Genomic DNA, 14,702 nt, shown 5'->3' with positions numbered 1-14,702 from the left:
TTTCGTGAAGTTGTCGGCGGCTGAACATCAGGTCTCCTTGGTCGGAGCGGCGGCCTCCGCGGTCAGGCGCAGCGCCGCGGCGATGAAGGCCCAGATGTCGTTGGTCAGTTTTCCCGGATCGGGCCGCGGCTGGCGCGTCAGGCTGCCGATCAGCGCCTGGCGGATGCCGCCGATCATCAGCGCGATGGTGAGGTGCGGCTCGATGTCGCCGGGCACGATGCCGTCGCGCTGCGCCACCTCGAGCATGAGCGCCCCCGCCGCAAGCTGCTTGGTGGTGAAGGCGGCCTCGACATCCACCACTTCGGGCGCGCGGCTCAGCGTCCCGATGACCAGAGGCGCGAACGGATGGGCGTAGTGAAATGCGACATAGGCGCCGATCCGCGCCCGCTCCCGCGCCGTCCAGCTTTCCGCGGGCAGCCTTGCGCCGCTGAACGCCGCCTCATCGAGGCGGTTGTAGAAGTCTTCGACCACGGCGGCGATCAAACCGGCCTTCGAGCCGAAGTGATGATAGGCAAGCCCGACCGAGACGCGCGCCCGCTTTGCGACGGCCTGCATCTCCAGGTGCCCGTGGCCCCGAACCAGCTCCTCCTCAGCCGCGCGGATCAGCTTCTCTCGCGTCCCTACGCCAGCCACGAATTCTCCTGTCTGCGTTACTGAATTGAATTCAATTCAACAAACCAGAGGAGATGTCAAGGACGAAGGTCAGTCCCTGTCGGCCGCTCCCTGCAGAAGCGCGAGCGCTTCATCGGCCCGATGCGCGGGCACGAACAGGTGGTCGTGGTAGACCGCCGACACCGCATTGACGCTGATGTCGGCCTCCGCGAGGCGACCCGACACCGCGGCGAGAAGGCCGACGGCTTCAAGCGAGGAATGCACGGTCAAGGTCAGGAGGCGCGAGGCGAACTGGTAATGCAGCCCGGCGCGTTCGGCCTCCTCTTTCCGCATCACCAGGGTCGTTGCTTCCTGTTCGCGAAAGATCAGCAGCGGCTTGATGCCGACTGGCACATCCATGTCGGCGGAAATTGCGCAAAACACGAAAATGCCGTCCTGCATTTCGGGCTTCATGTCCCGCAACAAGGTCTCGAGATTGCGTTCGCCGGCCACTGCGCATCCCTTCATTTCGGGAAATTGCGCCATTCTATCCGTCGACGCCGCCGCCGCCACAATAGCGACAGAGGAGGCCTTGCGCAGGACTGCTGCGCCCGGCGCTCTGGACAAGTGGTCTCAGTTGCTCGGGATCTTGCGGCGGACCGCCTCGTCGCCGTCGTCGGTGACGCGGTACTTGCGTCCCGCAGGTCCCTCCGGGACGATCCATCCCTTCTCGATCATGCCTGCGATGGTGCTCGGGCCGACGCCGGCGGGAAACGGGCGGCGATTCCGGATCGCGTCGATCGCCACGCGCTCGAGATGCGTCGCGACATGCGACGGGCGTGCCCGGTAGGCTTTCGCGACGATGAGAACAGACAGAACTTCGGCGCGGCGGCGTACGGCTGAAGGACTGCGGGTCAGCTCGTTGCTGATCTCAAGGGCATTCCTGCCGGCCTTGGCGAGCTCCCTGAGCTTTTCGTCCTCAACAGAGGTCCAGCGCCGCACGCTCCCCATTTGCCCCTCTTCGCCTGGATACGCTGCATCTGGAATCGATGCATACGCAGGCCTGGCTGATTTGCCATGTGACTTTCGCCATCTCTTGATGTGACGATCGGCACTAACGGCAATGGAGACGTCGAATTGCTGCATAGGCCCGCGAACGGCGCGCTCAAGCAACCGGTCGCGGCGCCATCTCTGCAGCAGTCAGTGCTTGCTAGGCTCGAGAGTGATCAGCACGCCGGTCGGTTCCGGCTCGTGCGGCCGAAGACTTGTGAGCTCCGGATCGCTCCAATCGGCGAGGCTCACGACTTCACCGGTCTGTCCCTGCATATCGGGCGCTTCGGCGGGTTCGAGAACCTTAAGACCACTTCTGTCGACGAAGAACGTGTGATCACCGAACACGCTGTTCAATTGTGCGACGGCCGGATGATCCTCGGGAAGCACCTGGGCATCGAGTTGCGTCATCGTTTGTTTCACCTGCGTGGAACTCAGCTTCATGCGCTGCTCCTCTTTTCTGCTTCGGCTTTGGCTGGATTTCCCCCTTTTCACCCTCTTCCTCAGAGGCACGGTGTTACGAACCGATCCCGCATCGAAATGTTCCCGCGCGCGACGTATTGACTACGTCTGACCCACAGGTTCCGAGTGGCTGCAGTGCAGGTCTAGGTCGCTGACGCCGACGATTGGGGGTGCGCCGGCGCGCCCTCGGCCGGTCGGAGCTGAATGAGTGCATCGAGCACCAGGACGAGAACCGGGCGACGCTCATCGTCGACCAGTTCTGTCTTGAAGATCACAACGGCGTCGCGCCGCTCCGGCCTGATCGTGATCTTCTGGATCTGCGATTGGCCGGTCAGTGTGGCTCCCGGACGAACTGGACGAGGCAACCGAATCTCGAGGCTCCGTCCGACGATGCCGGCGACTTTGGTCCAGATCGCCTCCACGACGAGGCGTTGATAGATCGCGATAGTGTTGAAGCCGCTCGCGATCAGACCGCCGAACGGGCCCGCCGCGGCCGCTGCGGGGTCGGCGTGGATCGGCACCGGATCGTACTTCCGGGCGAACTCCAGTATCTCGGCCTCGTCGATCGTGTGGGTACCGAGCTGAAATGTCTGGCCCTCGGTGAGATCTTCCGCGTACTGCATTGCAGAGCTCCTCGTTTCGATTGCGACGATAGAGCAAGGCCGACGGCTTTCCATTACCTGAGAGGTCATGAATCGCCTGCGCGCGCCGACAACTTCGAAGACGACGCGCGAGGTGGATCGCGCGCCGAACTTTGCGGCAACGCTATTGCAACCGCGCGGCCCTCGCCTTTGCGGCCTTGACGGTGTTCTCCATCAGGCAGGCGATCGTCATCGGACCGACGCCGCGCGGCACCGGCGTGATGGCGCCGGCGACCTGCACCGCCTCATCGAAGGTGACGTCGCCGCGCACCACATAGCCGCCCTCCGGCTTTTCCACCCGCGTGGTCCCGACGTCGATCACGATGGCTTGCGGCTTGATCCAGTCGCCGCGGACCAGCCCGGCCTTCCCCGCCGCACTCACCAGGATGTCGGCCTGGCGACAGATGTTGCTGATGCCGCGGGTGTGGATATGCGTCTGCGTCACGGTCGCGTGCTCCTTCAGCAGCAGCGCAGCCATCGGCTTGCCGACGATGTTGGAGCTTCCGATCACCACGGCATGGCAGCCCGTGAGATTGCTCTGGATCGACTTGATCAGCCGCAAGCAGCCAAGCGGCGTGCAGGGCACCAGCGCGTCGTCACCATGGAACAGGCGACCGGCATTCAGAGCGTGCAGGCCGTCCACATCCTTGGAGGGATCGACCGCGGCCATGACCCGCAGGGTGTCGATATGCGCCGGCAGCGGCAATTGAACCAGAATGCCGTCGATATCGTCGCGCACGTTGAGCGTCTCGATCCGCGCAAGCAGCTCGGCCTCGCCGGCATCGTACGGCAGGAATTCGACCTCGCCGCGCAAGCCGAGCCGCCCGGCCATCCTGATCTTGCTCTGGACGTAGATATGGCTGGCCGGGTCGTCGCCGACCAGGACAACGGCGAGCCCCGGCACGCGGGGGAGCCGCTCGAGCTCGTCTGCAATGCTGTCGATGACAATGCGGGCATGCGCGTGCCCATCGAGAATGTTCGCCGTCATGGCACCTCCGTTTCGAAGCGGTGCCCAGGCGCGCGGCGTTCAGCCTCTGCGCTCCCCGATGGTCATCCATCCAAGCGCCAGTCGCGCAGATGGTCGGCTTATAGTCGGCCGGTCCGGCGAAGGCAATGGCGGCAGGCCTTCGCAAGCCACGGAAGGCCGCGCCGCCTGGATCGCGGCCGAAGGGTGGGCTCGGCCGTCGTCCCGGATTCCCGGTGGACGCCATGGCAGAGGGTCAAGTCGGGGGTAGGATTTGAGCGGAACTTGCGATAGTCACGGCACACCCGGTTTTTCCCACCCCGGGCGTCTTCCTCTGGTCACCACGCCATTTCGGACGTTTTCAACATGAAAAAGATCATCCTCGCGCTGGCGCTCCTGTACCCGGCTGCCGCGCTTGCCCAGGGTACCACCGCGTCGCCGCCCAACGAGGCCAAGCCAGCCGCCTCGCAACCACCGATGGTTGGCGACAAGCCGTTGGTCCAGGTCGGCAAGAAGCAGGCTGGCAAGAAGGGCGAGAAGGCTGCCGCCGGCAAGCCGCAATCGGCCGCGCAGAAGCTGCAGGCCTGCCAGGACGTCGACGACGGCACCAAAGAGCGGCTGAACTGCTACGACGAGATCTTCAAGCCGCAGCCGAAGCCGAAGGCGACCCCGGCCAAGGGCGTGAACGACTGCCGCTTCGTGAAGGAAGAAGACGAGCGGCTGACTTGCTACAACGGCTTTGCTGACAAGATTCCGAAGCTGCCGCGTTGATTGCATTCGTCGCCGCAGGCAGTGACTGGCGAAGCACAATTGCAAATTTGATGGATCGAGTGGAGCGCCGCCATTGCCGGGCGGCGCGGCTCAGGTTGCGGCTAAGTTACCAAGTGCCGAAACCACCGAAACCGCCGAAGAACCCGCGCGGCTGCTGCTGGGCCATCCGGAACGGCTGGAACATGCCCGGTGGCGCCATGCGCGGTTGCTGGAACTGGCTCGGCGGGCGGGCCCGGGCAACGCGGCGTTTCCTCGGCGCATGCGACTGGGCCTGCTGCTCAGCCGGCTTCGCCTCCTGACCCTTCTTGCCTTCCGCCGAAGCGAACTGGGCAAAGGTGTCGCGAACGCGCGAATGCGCCGTCGTCATGTCCTTAGCGGGCGGAATGACCGCGGCGACCGCATTCACCTGCGGCGGAACAATCGTGGGCAGGTTCGTGTCGTAGACTACCCGCTCCGGCAATTTCTGGGTTGACCTAATGCGGACCACGCTCTTGTCGAAATCCGGCGACGACAAGTCGTTGGACGCAGCAACGTCCTCCTGCGGCACGATTGAGGCTACAACGAACAACAGCGCAAGCAGAACCCCGCCGACAAAAAGGAAGTAACGCGCCACTGGCATTTTGACAGCTCCCCCGCGCACATCAGTCGCGGTTCATATCGCCTTGGCACGACGACACCCCTCATCGCCCGCCGACTTCATCCATTGCGCATGATCACCTGGAAAATCGCCATCCACGTTGCCGGACCGTGGTGGAAACGGGCAAGCTTATAGTTAGTTCCTCATCGTCCCCGATGGTTCACCTGAGGTGGTCACTTTTTCGGGATGAGGATCTGGCTACAGGCGGCTCGCGGTCACCAGAGAACACTTCGCCTTGCTTGCGTTGATGTTCACGAACCCGATTAGCATGTGGGTATAGGTTTTCCGGCTCTTCATGGCGATGGTGCCGGGAATGACGCGCGTGCGCTCGGTCAGAGGGCTACCGTCACGGCGGACGAAGGCGCAGGCGATCTCGACATCCTTCACCGCGAAATCATTGGCGTTGCGCAGTGTCAGGGTGACGAGTGCCTTTGAGCCAAGCCCGCCTCGCCGAAAGGATTGCGATGCGATCCGCAGCCTGTCGAGCGGTGACTTTTCGGATGCCGGTTCTGGCGACTTCGCGTCTTGTGCTGCTTGCGGCGCCGCGACGACTCCGACGGTAGCCGGCTCTTCGGCCGGTGCGGCCGCGACCGGCGGTGATGGGACTGCCGCCAACTGTGTCCCGCCTGACTGCGCTGCATTCGAAGCGTTTTGCGCGGGGACGATCATAGTGGAGGACGAAGACCTGTCATCGTCACCAGCATCGCTCGGTTCCGGAAGCATGAGCCATGCGACGATCCCGGCGACGACGATCATCGCAAGCGCCAAGCTGGCCCAAAGGCCTCGTTCACCGAAATGTTCAGCGCCCGCCTTCCGAAACGACGCCAAACCGATCCGCATCGTCGTGCCCTCACCCCGCTGGCCACGCCAGAAAGGCGCCCTGGCCTCTGGGACGGCCACCAAAGGGCGCCACTGCCGAGACAATCGCCAAGATCCGAAATAGTTTCATTCCGGGACGGCGAGATTGCGGCGGGCGTCGCGCGAGGACGAAATGGCCGACGACCGGCCGCTGGCGCGCGACTGGATCGAGCCGTCTTCACGCTTTAGCCCCTTGCTTGAGCACGATCTTTCGAAAAACGGCTTCGCACTTTTCGGAATCGTGCTCTAGATTTGCGCCGCGAAAACAACGCCTGCACAAGCGGCGCAAGAACCAGCAAGGAGATCGCGATGCCGACCGTGACCTGGGACCACATCCACCTGCGCAGTCCAGATCCCGAGGCGACCGCCATTTGGCTTCGCGACATCCTCGGCGCCGAGATCATCCGCGGACCAGGCCGTATCGACGTTCAGCTTGGCGGCGCCAAGGTATTCATCGCTGAGGTGGTTCCGGGAGACGGCGTCAACGCTCCACCGGTGACGCCCTATCAGGGGCTCGATCATTTCGGGCTGACAGTGAAGGAGATCGACGCGGTCGCCGCCGAACTCAAAGCCAAGGGCGTCGAATTCACGAAGGAGCCGACCACGATCCGCCCGGGCGTGCGTGTCTGCTTCATCCGCGGCCCGCAGGGCATCTCGATCGAACTGCTCGAGCGCGACAAGAAATACGCATGAGCCGACTCTCAGGCGGATGAAGCCTGGCGCCGAAGTCCGCTACGTCATGCTGCCGGGCATGAAGCAGCGGATCGTAATGCCCATGTAGCTGCGGATCGGCCAGACCATGGCGCGACCGGCGCGGTTGGGCTCGGTGATCACCGCATCGTCCGGCACATCGATCCATTGGTTATCGAGGCGGACGCGGTAGTGTCCGTCCTTGGACTCCCAATCGACGTCGCTGACCGCCGTCCCATCCGCGTCCGAACAGCACGGCCCCTTGCCGCTGCGCAAACCATCAAACCACTGCTTGAGGGGCGAATTGGCATAGCGGCCATCGGGGTCTCGCGCCTGCGCAACATGCGCAGTCGCCACCGACAGGAGCGCCAGAAGACCAAGGCAAAGTGACGTCGTCACACGGACCGCCCGATGACGGACCGAACTTCCAGAGACCTTGCATGAGCGCGCCGAAGGGCCGCCGGCTTCAATCCAATCTGTCATATGTCTCTTGCTCCAGCACTACCGGCCAGTGCAACCAGAGCCATGCATTTCGCGGGCCAGTTCGATTCACGCGCACGGTCCGCTGTCATGGCGCTGTCACACCGACTGGCAGGAACCGAGGGTTCACGCCAACGCAGGCCACCCCTGAATTAACCTGCCGCGTTGCGCGAGGTTGCGCGCTTTGGCATAAAAAACCGACTGGTTTCCGTGGGCGCGGCGGCCGGCAAAACGGGACGTCATGAAGAACGGGCTGTACTCAATCCACGTCACCCTGCTGGACGGGCGCGTCGGCAAGGGCAGCGGCGTGATTCTCTTCCGGGACGGCCAGATTTTCGGCGGTGACGCCTATCTCTATTACACCGGTACCTACACGGTGAAAGGCGACGTCTTCAGAGGCGAGGTCCTGGTGCAGCGCCACACCACGCCGCGCGATACCGACAACCCGCTATTCGGAGGCCCCGCGCCGGTCGGAATAGGCGTCTCCGGCACCTTCACCGACACGCGCGCGACCATGAGCGGAACCGCACTGGTCGGCAAGGCAAGCCTGATCTTCAGTGCGACACTGCATAGGCTCACGGATATCAATTAGGCCGGGCGCAGCCGGCCGACGCCTCACGTCGCGCCGTACGCCTCCACGTAGAGGGCGTAGATCGAGTGACAGGCCGCCATGTAGAGGCGGTTGTTCTTGGGGCCGCCGAACGTCAGGTTCTCGCAACGCTCAGGCAGGCGAATGAAGGCGAGCGGTTTGCCCTGGGGGCTGAACACCATCACGCCGTCGAGATCCTCGGGCTTTCCCTTGAGCTGATAGACCTTGCGGCCGTTGACGTCGGTCGGCTCGGACTGCAGCGTTCCATTGCTTCCCCACCCGCACCAGAGGTTGCCGTCGCGATCGACGCGGAAGCCGTCCAGTGAGCCCTGATCGACAGCGTCGATCAGCTTCGACTTGTTGCCGACCGTGCCGTCCGCATTGACGTCGTAGCTCCAGATGCTGCGGTTCGGCGTGCCCTTCCATTCGACGACATAGAGCTTCTTCTCGTCCGGCGAGAACGCAAGCCCGTTGGGATTGACGAGATCGGTGATGACCGCCGTCAGCTTGCCGTCGGTGCCAATGCGGAACACATTGGTGTTGGCCTGTTCGGGCTTGGCCTTGAAGCCTTCCCACTCGCCGGCGATGCCGAACACCGGATCGGTGAACCAGATCGTATCGTCCGACCTCACCACGATATCGTTGGGCGCGTTGAGCCGCTTGCCCTCGAAGCTGTCGGCGAGCACGGTGATCTTGCCGTTCTTCTCGGTGCGCGTGACCCGCCGTGTCACGGAATGCTCGCAGGTGACGAGCCGGCCCTGACGGTCGCGGGTGTTGCCGTTGGCAAAATTGGCGGGACTGCGGAAGACGCTGAGACTGCCGTCCTTCTCGCTGTATTTCATGATGCGATTGTTGGGAATGTCGCTGAACAGGAGATAGCCGCCCTCGGGGAAATAGGCTGGCCCCTCCGCCCAGCGCATGCCGGTGGCAACCTGCTCCAGCGTGCTGCTGTAGAGCCGGTATTTCGCAAAGCTCGGATCGAGGATCTCGATGGCCGGATCTGGATAGCGCTGATTGGGCTTGAACGAGAACGACTGCGCCATCGCGCGGCCGGTGACCGCGCTTGCCACGCCGGCGCCGATGCCGGCCATCACGTTGCGACGCGAGATCATGTCGTCCCTCCCTGCTGCTATCGCCCACTGATCGAAGGTCGATTGGGGGAGCGGTACGGGCGTTGTCAGCAACCGTCCAATTCCCTTCCGGCATCGATCGATACTGATCCAATATCGATCTACTCCGCCGCCTGCTCCAGCGGCGCGACGCGGGGCAGGATGATCTGGATGCGCGTGCCCCGGCCGGGTTCTGAATCGAGATGCAGCCGCCCACCGAGGCGCGTGGTGACGATGCTGTAGACGATGTGGAGGCCAAGGCCGGTGCCGCCCTGATCGCGCCGGGTCGTGAAGAACGGATCGAAGGCGCGGCGGCGCACGTCCAGACTCATGCCGCAGCCATCGTCGGCGAAGATCACCTCGACATGGTCCTTGCCCAACGCACGCACCTGGATATCGACGTCTCCGGCCCTGCCATCCGGAAACGCATGTGCGACCGAGTTGAGGAACAGATTGGTCAACACCTGGCCGTACGGTCCGGGATAGGAGTTCATGATCAGGCTCGGCTCGCAATCGACGTTGAGGGTCAGATTGTGCTTGCGCAGGCCGGGCCGCAGGCTCATCACCACTTGCTCGGTGAGATCGCCGAGATCGAACGTTCGCTGGTCCGAATAGTTGCGATCCGCGGCGACCTGCTTGAACGACTGGATCAGCTCCGCGGCGCGGTTGAGATTGGCGACGAGCTGCGAGGACGCATCGCGGGCTGTTTCCAGGAACTCGTTGAGGCTGGAACGGCGCAGATCGCCGCGCTCGACCTGGCTCGCGAAGTTCGCGGTCTTCCGTTCGAGCGCGGACGCCACCGTCAGACTGATGCCGACGGGGTTGTTGACCTCATGCGCGACGCCGGCCACCAGCCGCCCGAGCGCGGCAAGCTTCTCGGCCTCGATCAGCGAGTTCTGGGTCTCGCGCAGATTGCGCAGCGCGGCTTCGGCGGAATCCTTCGCCTTGCGCATCTCCTGCTCGGAGCGCTTGCGTTCGCCGATGTCGAGCGCGACGGTGACGATGTTCTCGATCTCGCCCTGCGCGCCCAGGATCGGCAGCTTGTTGACCAGCCATTGCCGCATATTGCCTGCGGAATCCTCGTACTCCTCCTCGTAGAAGCCGAGCTCGCGGCGCGCTGACAGCACGCGCTTGTCGTTCTCGTCGGTCTTGGCGGCGCCGTAGCGCGACATCAGCTCGGCGGTGGTCTGGCCGATCGCGTCCTGCGGCTCGATGCCGAAGATGCCGGCCATGTAGCGGTTCATCATCACGTAGCGCAGGTTGCGGTCCTTGACGTTGATGACCGCAGGCACGGTGTCGATGACCATCTGCAGCAGGCGCCGGCCCTCGGCGATCGCGTCCTCAGCGCGCTTCTGATCGGTGATATCGCGCACCGTGCCTTCGTAGCGGATCACCTCGCCGGCCTCGTTGTGCACGGCAGTCGCCGAGTCCGACAGCCACAACACTGTGCCGTCGCGGGAGCGCACCTGATACTCGTAGTCGCGCACCATGCCGTCGCGCTGCATCAGCTCCTGATATCGCGCACGGGCCGCCCGATCCACATAGACGGCAGAGGCGATATCGTCGATGCCGTTGATCAGGTCCTGCGGGGTAGCGTAGCCCATCATCCGCGCCAGCGCCGGGTTGGCATTGAGCAGCGTGCCACCCGGCGTCGTCACATAGATGCCCTCGACCGAGGCTTCGAACAGCTTGCGGTAGCTCTCCTCGGCGAGTCGCTGCTCGGCAAGGGCACGCAATGCGGCCTCGCGGGCGCTATCGGCGTCGACGAGTGTCTGGCGGAACACTTCGGCGGCGCGCGCTATATCGCCGATCTCGTTGTCGAGATCGGCGCCCGGGATGAATGCGCTCTTCTCGCCGCCTGCGACCTTGCGGATTGAGCCGGCGATCCTGGCGAGCGGCCGCACGGTGCGGCGAACCACGAGCACCGCCGCAAACAGACCGATCAGAACGCCCGCCGTGCCGAGCACGATGCTCTGCCATTTCGCCTCCGCCAGCGTGCGGGCAAAATCCCGCGACAGCACGTGCCCGCGCCGCGCGCTGAGCTCGCGCAACAGCTCGGTGACGCGCTGGATCAGCCGCCCCTCTTCGCCGAGCACCTCCCTGTCGATGTCGGCGATCTGGCCCTCGCGCACCGAGATCGCGCCGATCGCCTCGGCGTATTTGTCGACGGCGGCCCGCAGCGCCGGATCGGCAATGGTCATCGCGCGCATGCTCCGCGCGCCCTGCTCGGCCGCCGACGTATTATGCGCAAGGAGCGCGGTGCCGATGCGGCTCTGGATTTGCGACAGCTCGGCCGCGGTCATCGGATCGGAGCTCGCGGCGATCGCCTTGTCGAAGGTGTCGCGCAGCGGCGGCAGCGCGGCGATCAGCTCGGCGCGGCTGCTGAGCAGCGCCGAGATACGCTCGATGCCGCTGCGATATGTCGCAAGCCGCTGGGTGACGCCGTCGATCATGTCCTGCTGCTCGGGGGCGAGCTCGATGCGGGTCTTCTTCAGGATCTCGCTCAGCGATTGCGCCGCGTCCGCGACCTGCGCCGACTGGCTGCCCGGTTCGGTGACGAAGTCCCGCGCCGCCAGCCGCAGCTCGTTCATGCGCCGGTCGATGTCCTCGGCGATGTCGCCGACGCTTTGCAGCCGCTGCAGCTCGGCAAAGGTCGCGTCGATGTGACGGATCGCGACCACGCTCGCGGTGGATGTGATGATGATTACAGCCAGCACCAGCAGGAAGCTGCCGAACGTGAGCTGGCCAATCGACAGCGAGAACGCTCGCGGCGCTTGCGAATTCGGCGGCAGTTCTGCTGTCATGTCATCGAGGCCGGGGTCCAGTCCGGCCGCAATATACGGGAAATTACGTGCTTTGGGGAACAGGCCGACGGCCGATCAACAAGCCGGCCGCGTGACCGAAGGTGATTTGCGTCACGCTGCCGAAGCACTTTGGTCCAATCCGGCACCCGCACAGGCGCGCGACGACCCTTCGGTATTGGCCGAAGTATGAGGCTGCGGGGGACGACGGAACTACCCCGTCGTGCCGACCTCGAAGACCTCGCCGTCATAGCCCGCTTCCTTGGGGATGCGGAGCTGGCGGCCGGTGGCGGTTTTGGTCATCACCGGCATCACCGTGACGATCGCCATGCCCTCCGCATCGGCGAGCGCGCCCTGGACGCTGGCCTGCTTGCCGAGCCGGATCAGGTTGCGGGTGGTCGGGAACGGCAGCTTGAAGCGGCCGGTCTCGCCGCCCTCCAGCGCCTCGCGCGGCGACACCCAGATCGAATCGGTCGATTCCTTGCCGTCATGGGCGCCGAGCTGCTCCGGAGGAGCGGCGGCGAGGAAGAACCAGGTATCGAAGCGCTTCGGCATGCCCTCCGGCGTGATCCAGTGCGCATAGGGCACGAGCGCGTCGAGCGCCAGCACCAGGCCGTTGTCGGCCAGGATGGTCTGGAAGGTGATCTTGCCTTCGTTCAGATCACCGCGATGGGCCAGCGCGAGCTCGCTCGCCCGCTTCGCATCGACCAGTTCCTTCGAGCCTTTCGACCGCGCCAGCAGGATGCCACTTTCCTCGAAAGTCTCGCGGATCCCGGCGATGCGGAAACCGAGCGCATCGGGATCGAGCCCCGCGCCACCGGAATAGAGCGCAGGATTCGCAGCGATCTCCTTGTCGTTCCGGTCGACGCTGCCGCCCGGAAACACCAGCGCACCCGAGTTGAACTCGATCTGGTGATGGCGGACCATCATGAAGATTTCGATTCCGCGGGACGGTACAGCGTCCCGCAGAAGCAACACAGTCGATGCAGGGCGCGGAGCGACGATTTCGGTCATGAAGGGTTAGCCCGCAGCGCTGGATTGGGGTTGCAGGTTGGCGCGGCCGTCGACGCGGGCGACACGCGACAACAGATAATCGACTTCCGCCCTCGCCTGCGGCGTGATCACCGCACCCGGCTTGCGCTGGGCGCTCGAGGCGATGATGCCGCGCTTCTGCAGCACGTATTTGCGCACGGTCAGGCCGACGCCGGGCTGCTGCTCGTAACGGATCAGCGGCAGATGCGCATCGAACAGGTCGTGCGCGGCATCGCGCTTGCCGGCCTTGGAGAGCTTGACGACGTCGATCAGAAGCTCCGGGAAGGCATAGCCGGTCATCGCGCCGTCGGCGCCGCGCTCCATCTCGAAATCGAGGAACAGGCCGCCGTTGCCGACCAGGATCGACAGCGGCCGCAGCGAGCCGTCCTTCTGGAAGTTGCGCAGCGTCGAGATCTTCTCCAGGCCCGGCCAGTCCTCGTGCTTGAGCATCACGCAGGATGGGCTATCCATCACGATCTTGCGGATCACGGCGGGCGTGAACACGACGGTCAGCGTCAGCGGATAGTCTTGCAGCACCCAGGGAATGTCGTCGCCGATCGCGTCCTGCGCCTGCTTGAAATAGGTGATGATCTGGTCGTCGGTACGGAGGTTCGGCGGCGGCGCGATCATGACGCCGGCGGCGCCCGCATCCATCGAGGCTTTCGCCAGCGACCGCATCGAGGCAAACCCTGGCGCGGAGACGCCGACGATCACCTGCAGCTTCTTGGCGCGCTTCACAAAGCGCAGCGCGACCTGCTGGGCCTCGGCGGCATCGAGCTTCGGCGCCTCGCCCAGGATGCCGAGCACCGTGACGCCGTCGCAGCCGACCTCGGTGTAGAAATCGGTCAGCCGGTCGATCGATGTCTCGTCGATGCGACCGTCGTCATGGAACGGGGTCGGCGCGATCGCGAAGGTTCCTGCGGCTTGGGCGGTGAGCTTCATGGATGCCTCTATCATCTGTCGTCATTCCGGGGCTCGCGAAGCGAGAACTCGAAGTTCCACAATGCGCAATTGCGCATCGGGGTTCGATGCTGGCGCATCGCCCCGGAACGACGTGTAGCACCTAAAACCGCCGCGCGCCCATCTTGATCTGCTCCTCAGAGAAGAAGATCTCCTTGGCATGGGTGACAATGTCCTCGGCTTTCCAGCCGGTAAAGGGCGGCTTCCAGCCCTCCATTTCCATCATCCGCATCTCGCGGACGCCGCGCGGGCCCGAGACGCCGAGCACCTTGCCGGTCTGATCGCCTGACAAGTCGCTGACCATGTACAGCACCGCCGGCGCAATGCCGTCCGGACCGAGCGCCGCGCCCGGATTCTCCTTGTAGCGGGGCAGGTCTGCGGTCATGCGGGTCAGGGCGCCCGGCGCCAGCGTCCAGATCCGGATGTTGTACTTGCGGCCTTCGATTGCCAGTACGTTGGAGAGGCCCCAGATACCGCCCTTGGCGGCGCCGTAGTTGGTCTGACCGAAATTGCCGATCAGGCCAGAGGTGGACGAGGTGTTGACGATGACACCGCCGCCATTGTCGCGCATCCATTTGAACACCGGCTGGGTGCAGCAGAAGGTGCCCTTCAGATGCACCTTCATCACCTTGTCCCAATTCGCTTCCTTGGCCTTGTGGAAGGTCTCGTCGAGCAGGATGCCGGCGTTGTTGACCAGGATGTCGGCGCGGCCGAAATTCTTGATGGCGTCGTCGAACACCGACTGGCCGCCCGCCATGGTCGAGATGTCGGCGCCGTTGGCGACCGCGCGGCCGCCCTCGGCCTTGATCGCGTCGACCACCTTCTGCGCCATCGACTTGTCGGAGCCCGAGCCGTCGCGCGGGCCGCCGAGGTCGTTGACCACCACCGCCGCGCCCTCGCGCGCGAACAGCTTCGCGTAGGCTTCACCTAATCCGCCGCCGGCGCCCGTGATCAGCGCCACCTTGCCGTCGAGCAATCCCATGGTTGTTTCTCCCTTGCTTCGTCTTCTTCACCTCTTCCCGGCCGCGGGGAGCGGTCGGAATTCGCGCCAGCGAATTTCGGGTGAG

The 14,702-nt window shown here is 64.4% G+C and carries 17 protein-coding genes and 1 riboswitch; of the genes, 3 read left to right on the top strand and 14 right to left on the bottom strand.

What is annotated here, in order from left to right; genetic code table 11:
- Nucleotides 1-27 precede the first annotated feature (27 nt).
- From P6U25_RS15505 to P6U25_RS15480, 6 genes are all read right to left on the bottom strand, one after another.
- The gene (locus tag P6U25_RS15505) at nt 28-633 is read right to left on the bottom strand and encodes a TetR/AcrR family transcriptional regulator (RefSeq protein WP_407152005.1); all 606 of its coding nucleotides are present in this window, start codon (nt 631-633) and stop codon (nt 28-30) included.
- Between the two features lie 69 nt (nt 634-702).
- A complete protein-coding gene (locus P6U25_RS15500) occupies nt 703-1,104 on the bottom strand; it encodes an ACT domain-containing protein (RefSeq protein WP_407152528.1) in 402 nt (133 codons plus the stop codon).
- Nucleotides 1,105-1,224: 120 nt separating this feature from the next.
- A complete protein-coding gene (locus P6U25_RS15495) occupies nt 1,225-1,602 on the bottom strand; it encodes a hypothetical protein (RefSeq protein WP_407152004.1) in 378 nt (125 codons plus the stop codon).
- Between the two features lie 189 nt (nt 1,603-1,791).
- Nucleotides 1,792-2,085 carry a hypothetical protein gene (locus P6U25_RS15490; RefSeq protein WP_407152003.1) on the bottom strand — a complete coding sequence of 98 codons (294 nt, stop codon included), beginning with the start codon at nt 2,083-2,085 and terminating at the stop codon, nt 1,792-1,794.
- 161 nt (nt 2,086-2,246) lie between these two features.
- On the bottom strand, nt 2,247-2,726 hold the full coding sequence (locus tag P6U25_RS15485) for a MaoC/PaaZ C-terminal domain-containing protein (RefSeq protein ID WP_407152002.1): 480 nt from the start codon (nt 2,724-2,726) through the stop codon (nt 2,247-2,249).
- A gap of 142 nt (nt 2,727-2,868) precedes the next feature.
- The gene (locus P6U25_RS15480) at nt 2,869-3,732 is read right to left on the bottom strand and encodes a bifunctional 5,10-methylenetetrahydrofolate dehydrogenase/5,10-methenyltetrahydrofolate cyclohydrolase (protein WP_407152001.1); all 864 of its coding nucleotides are present in this window, start codon (nt 3,730-3,732) and stop codon (nt 2,869-2,871) included.
- Between the two features lie 15 nt (nt 3,733-3,747).
- Nucleotides 3,748-3,827, bottom strand: a riboswitch (ZMP/ZTP riboswitch).
- 247 nt (nt 3,828-4,074) lie between these two features.
- Here P6U25_RS15480 and P6U25_RS15475 point away from each other — a divergent pair.
- On the top strand, nt 4,075-4,479 hold the full coding sequence (locus tag P6U25_RS15475) for a hypothetical protein (RefSeq protein WP_407152000.1): 405 nt from the start codon (nt 4,075-4,077) through the stop codon (nt 4,477-4,479).
- 106 nt (nt 4,480-4,585) lie between these two features.
- Here the strand turns inward: P6U25_RS15475 and P6U25_RS15470 are convergent, their stop codons facing one another.
- Both P6U25_RS15470 and P6U25_RS15465 read right to left on the bottom strand, forming a co-directional pair.
- Nucleotides 4,586-5,098 (bottom strand): hypothetical protein, encoded by a 513-nt coding sequence (locus P6U25_RS15470; protein ID WP_407151999.1) that lies wholly within the window; start codon nt 5,096-5,098, stop codon nt 4,586-4,588.
- Between the two features lie 216 nt (nt 5,099-5,314).
- A complete protein-coding gene (locus P6U25_RS15465) occupies nt 5,315-5,872 on the bottom strand; it encodes a hypothetical protein (RefSeq protein ID WP_407151998.1) in 558 nt (185 codons plus the stop codon).
- A 411-nt stretch (nt 5,873-6,283) separates the two neighbouring features.
- On the opposite strand from P6U25_RS15465, the gene P6U25_RS15460 reads away from it, so the two are divergent.
- Nucleotides 6,284-6,667 carry a VOC family protein gene (locus P6U25_RS15460; protein ID WP_407151997.1) on the top strand — a complete coding sequence of 128 codons (384 nt, stop codon included), beginning with the start codon at nt 6,284-6,286 and terminating at the stop codon, nt 6,665-6,667.
- A gap of 39 nt (nt 6,668-6,706) precedes the next feature.
- Here the strand turns inward: P6U25_RS15460 and P6U25_RS15455 are convergent, their stop codons facing one another.
- The gene (locus P6U25_RS15455; protein ID WP_407151996.1) at nt 6,707-7,147 is read right to left on the bottom strand and encodes a hypothetical protein; all 441 of its coding nucleotides are present in this window, start codon (nt 7,145-7,147) and stop codon (nt 6,707-6,709) included.
- 238 nt (nt 7,148-7,385) lie between these two features.
- Here P6U25_RS15455 and P6U25_RS15450 point away from each other — a divergent pair, with 238 nt between their 5' ends.
- On the top strand, nt 7,386-7,736 hold the full coding sequence (locus P6U25_RS15450; RefSeq protein WP_407151995.1) for a GrlR family regulatory protein: 351 nt from the start codon (nt 7,386-7,388) through the stop codon (nt 7,734-7,736).
- A gap of 23 nt (nt 7,737-7,759) precedes the next feature.
- Here the strand turns inward: P6U25_RS15450 and P6U25_RS15445 are convergent, their stop codons facing one another.
- The 5 genes from P6U25_RS15445 to P6U25_RS15425 all read right to left on the bottom strand — a co-directional run bounded on the left by P6U25_RS15445 (nt 7,760) and on the right by P6U25_RS15425 (nt 14,617).
- The gene (locus P6U25_RS15445; RefSeq protein WP_407151994.1) at nt 7,760-8,845 is read right to left on the bottom strand and encodes an SMP-30/gluconolactonase/LRE family protein; all 1,086 of its coding nucleotides are present in this window, start codon (nt 8,843-8,845) and stop codon (nt 7,760-7,762) included.
- 119 nt (nt 8,846-8,964) lie between these two features.
- Nucleotides 8,965-11,646, bottom strand: coding sequence for a PAS domain S-box protein (locus P6U25_RS15440; RefSeq protein WP_407151993.1), 2,682 nt, complete (start codon nt 11,644-11,646; stop codon nt 8,965-8,967).
- 210 nt (nt 11,647-11,856) lie between these two features.
- Entirely contained in the window at nt 11,857-12,657 is an 801-nt protein-coding gene (locus tag P6U25_RS15435) for an NUDIX hydrolase (protein ID WP_407151992.1), read from the bottom strand.
- A 6-nt stretch (nt 12,658-12,663) separates the two neighbouring features.
- Entirely contained in the window at nt 12,664-13,617 is a 954-nt protein-coding gene (locus tag P6U25_RS15430; RefSeq protein WP_407151991.1) for a dihydrodipicolinate synthase family protein, read from the bottom strand.
- 121 nt (nt 13,618-13,738) lie between these two features.
- Nucleotides 13,739-14,617: an SDR family oxidoreductase gene (locus P6U25_RS15425; RefSeq protein WP_280977406.1), complete on the bottom strand. Its 879-nt coding sequence runs from the start codon at nt 14,615-14,617 to the stop codon at nt 13,739-13,741.
- Between the last annotated feature and the right edge of the window lie 85 nt (nt 14,618-14,702).

This window comes from Bradyrhizobium sp. ORS 86 (genome assembly GCF_045571475.1).
Taxonomy (GTDB): domain Bacteria; phylum Pseudomonadota; class Alphaproteobacteria; order Rhizobiales; family Xanthobacteraceae; genus Bradyrhizobium.
The sequence above is the reverse complement of the archived record's forward strand: the minus strand, read 5'-3'. Positions and strand labels throughout refer to the sequence as shown.

Excerpts from the sequence above, each read along its gene's own strand:
- P6U25_RS15495 (WP_407152004.1), bottom strand. The coding sequence starts at position 1,602 with ATGGGGAGCGTGCGGCGCTGGACCTCTGTTGAGGACGAAAAGCTCAGG.
- P6U25_RS15490 (WP_407152003.1), bottom strand. The coding sequence starts at position 2,085 with ATGAAGCTGAGTTCCACGCAGGTGAAACAAACGATGACGCAACTCGAT.
- P6U25_RS15485 (WP_407152002.1), bottom strand. The coding sequence starts at position 2,726 with ATGCAGTACGCGGAAGATCTCACCGAGGGCCAGACATTTCAGCTCGGT.
- P6U25_RS15480 (WP_407152001.1), bottom strand. The coding sequence starts at position 3,732 with ATGACGGCGAACATTCTCGATGGGCACGCGCATGCCCGCATTGTCATC.
- P6U25_RS15475 (WP_407152000.1), top strand. The coding sequence starts at position 4,075 with ATGAAAAAGATCATCCTCGCGCTGGCGCTCCTGTACCCGGCTGCCGCG.
- P6U25_RS15470 (WP_407151999.1), bottom strand. The coding sequence starts at position 5,098 with ATGCCAGTGGCGCGTTACTTCCTTTTTGTCGGCGGGGTTCTGCTTGCG.
- P6U25_RS15465 (WP_407151998.1), bottom strand. The coding sequence starts at position 5,872 with ATGATCGTCGTCGCCGGGATCGTCGCATGGCTCATGCTTCCGGAACCG.
- P6U25_RS15460 (WP_407151997.1), top strand. The coding sequence starts at position 6,284 with ATGCCGACCGTGACCTGGGACCACATCCACCTGCGCAGTCCAGATCCC.
- P6U25_RS15455 (WP_407151996.1), bottom strand. The coding sequence starts at position 7,147 with ATGACAGATTGGATTGAAGCCGGCGGCCCTTCGGCGCGCTCATGCAAG.
- P6U25_RS15450 (WP_407151995.1), top strand. The coding sequence starts at position 7,386 with ATGAAGAACGGGCTGTACTCAATCCACGTCACCCTGCTGGACGGGCGC.
- P6U25_RS15445 (WP_407151994.1), bottom strand. The coding sequence starts at position 8,845 with ATGATCTCGCGTCGCAACGTGATGGCCGGCATCGGCGCCGGCGTGGCA.
- P6U25_RS15440 (WP_407151993.1), bottom strand. The coding sequence starts at position 11,646 with ATGACAGCAGAACTGCCGCCGAATTCGCAAGCGCCGCGAGCGTTCTCG.
- P6U25_RS15435 (WP_407151992.1), bottom strand. The coding sequence starts at position 12,657 with ATGACCGAAATCGTCGCTCCGCGCCCTGCATCGACTGTGTTGCTTCTG.
- P6U25_RS15430 (WP_407151991.1), bottom strand. The coding sequence starts at position 13,617 with ATGAAGCTCACCGCCCAAGCCGCAGGAACCTTCGCGATCGCGCCGACC.
- P6U25_RS15425 (WP_280977406.1), bottom strand. The coding sequence starts at position 14,617 with ATGGGATTGCTCGACGGCAAGGTGGCGCTGATCACGGGCGCCGGCGGC.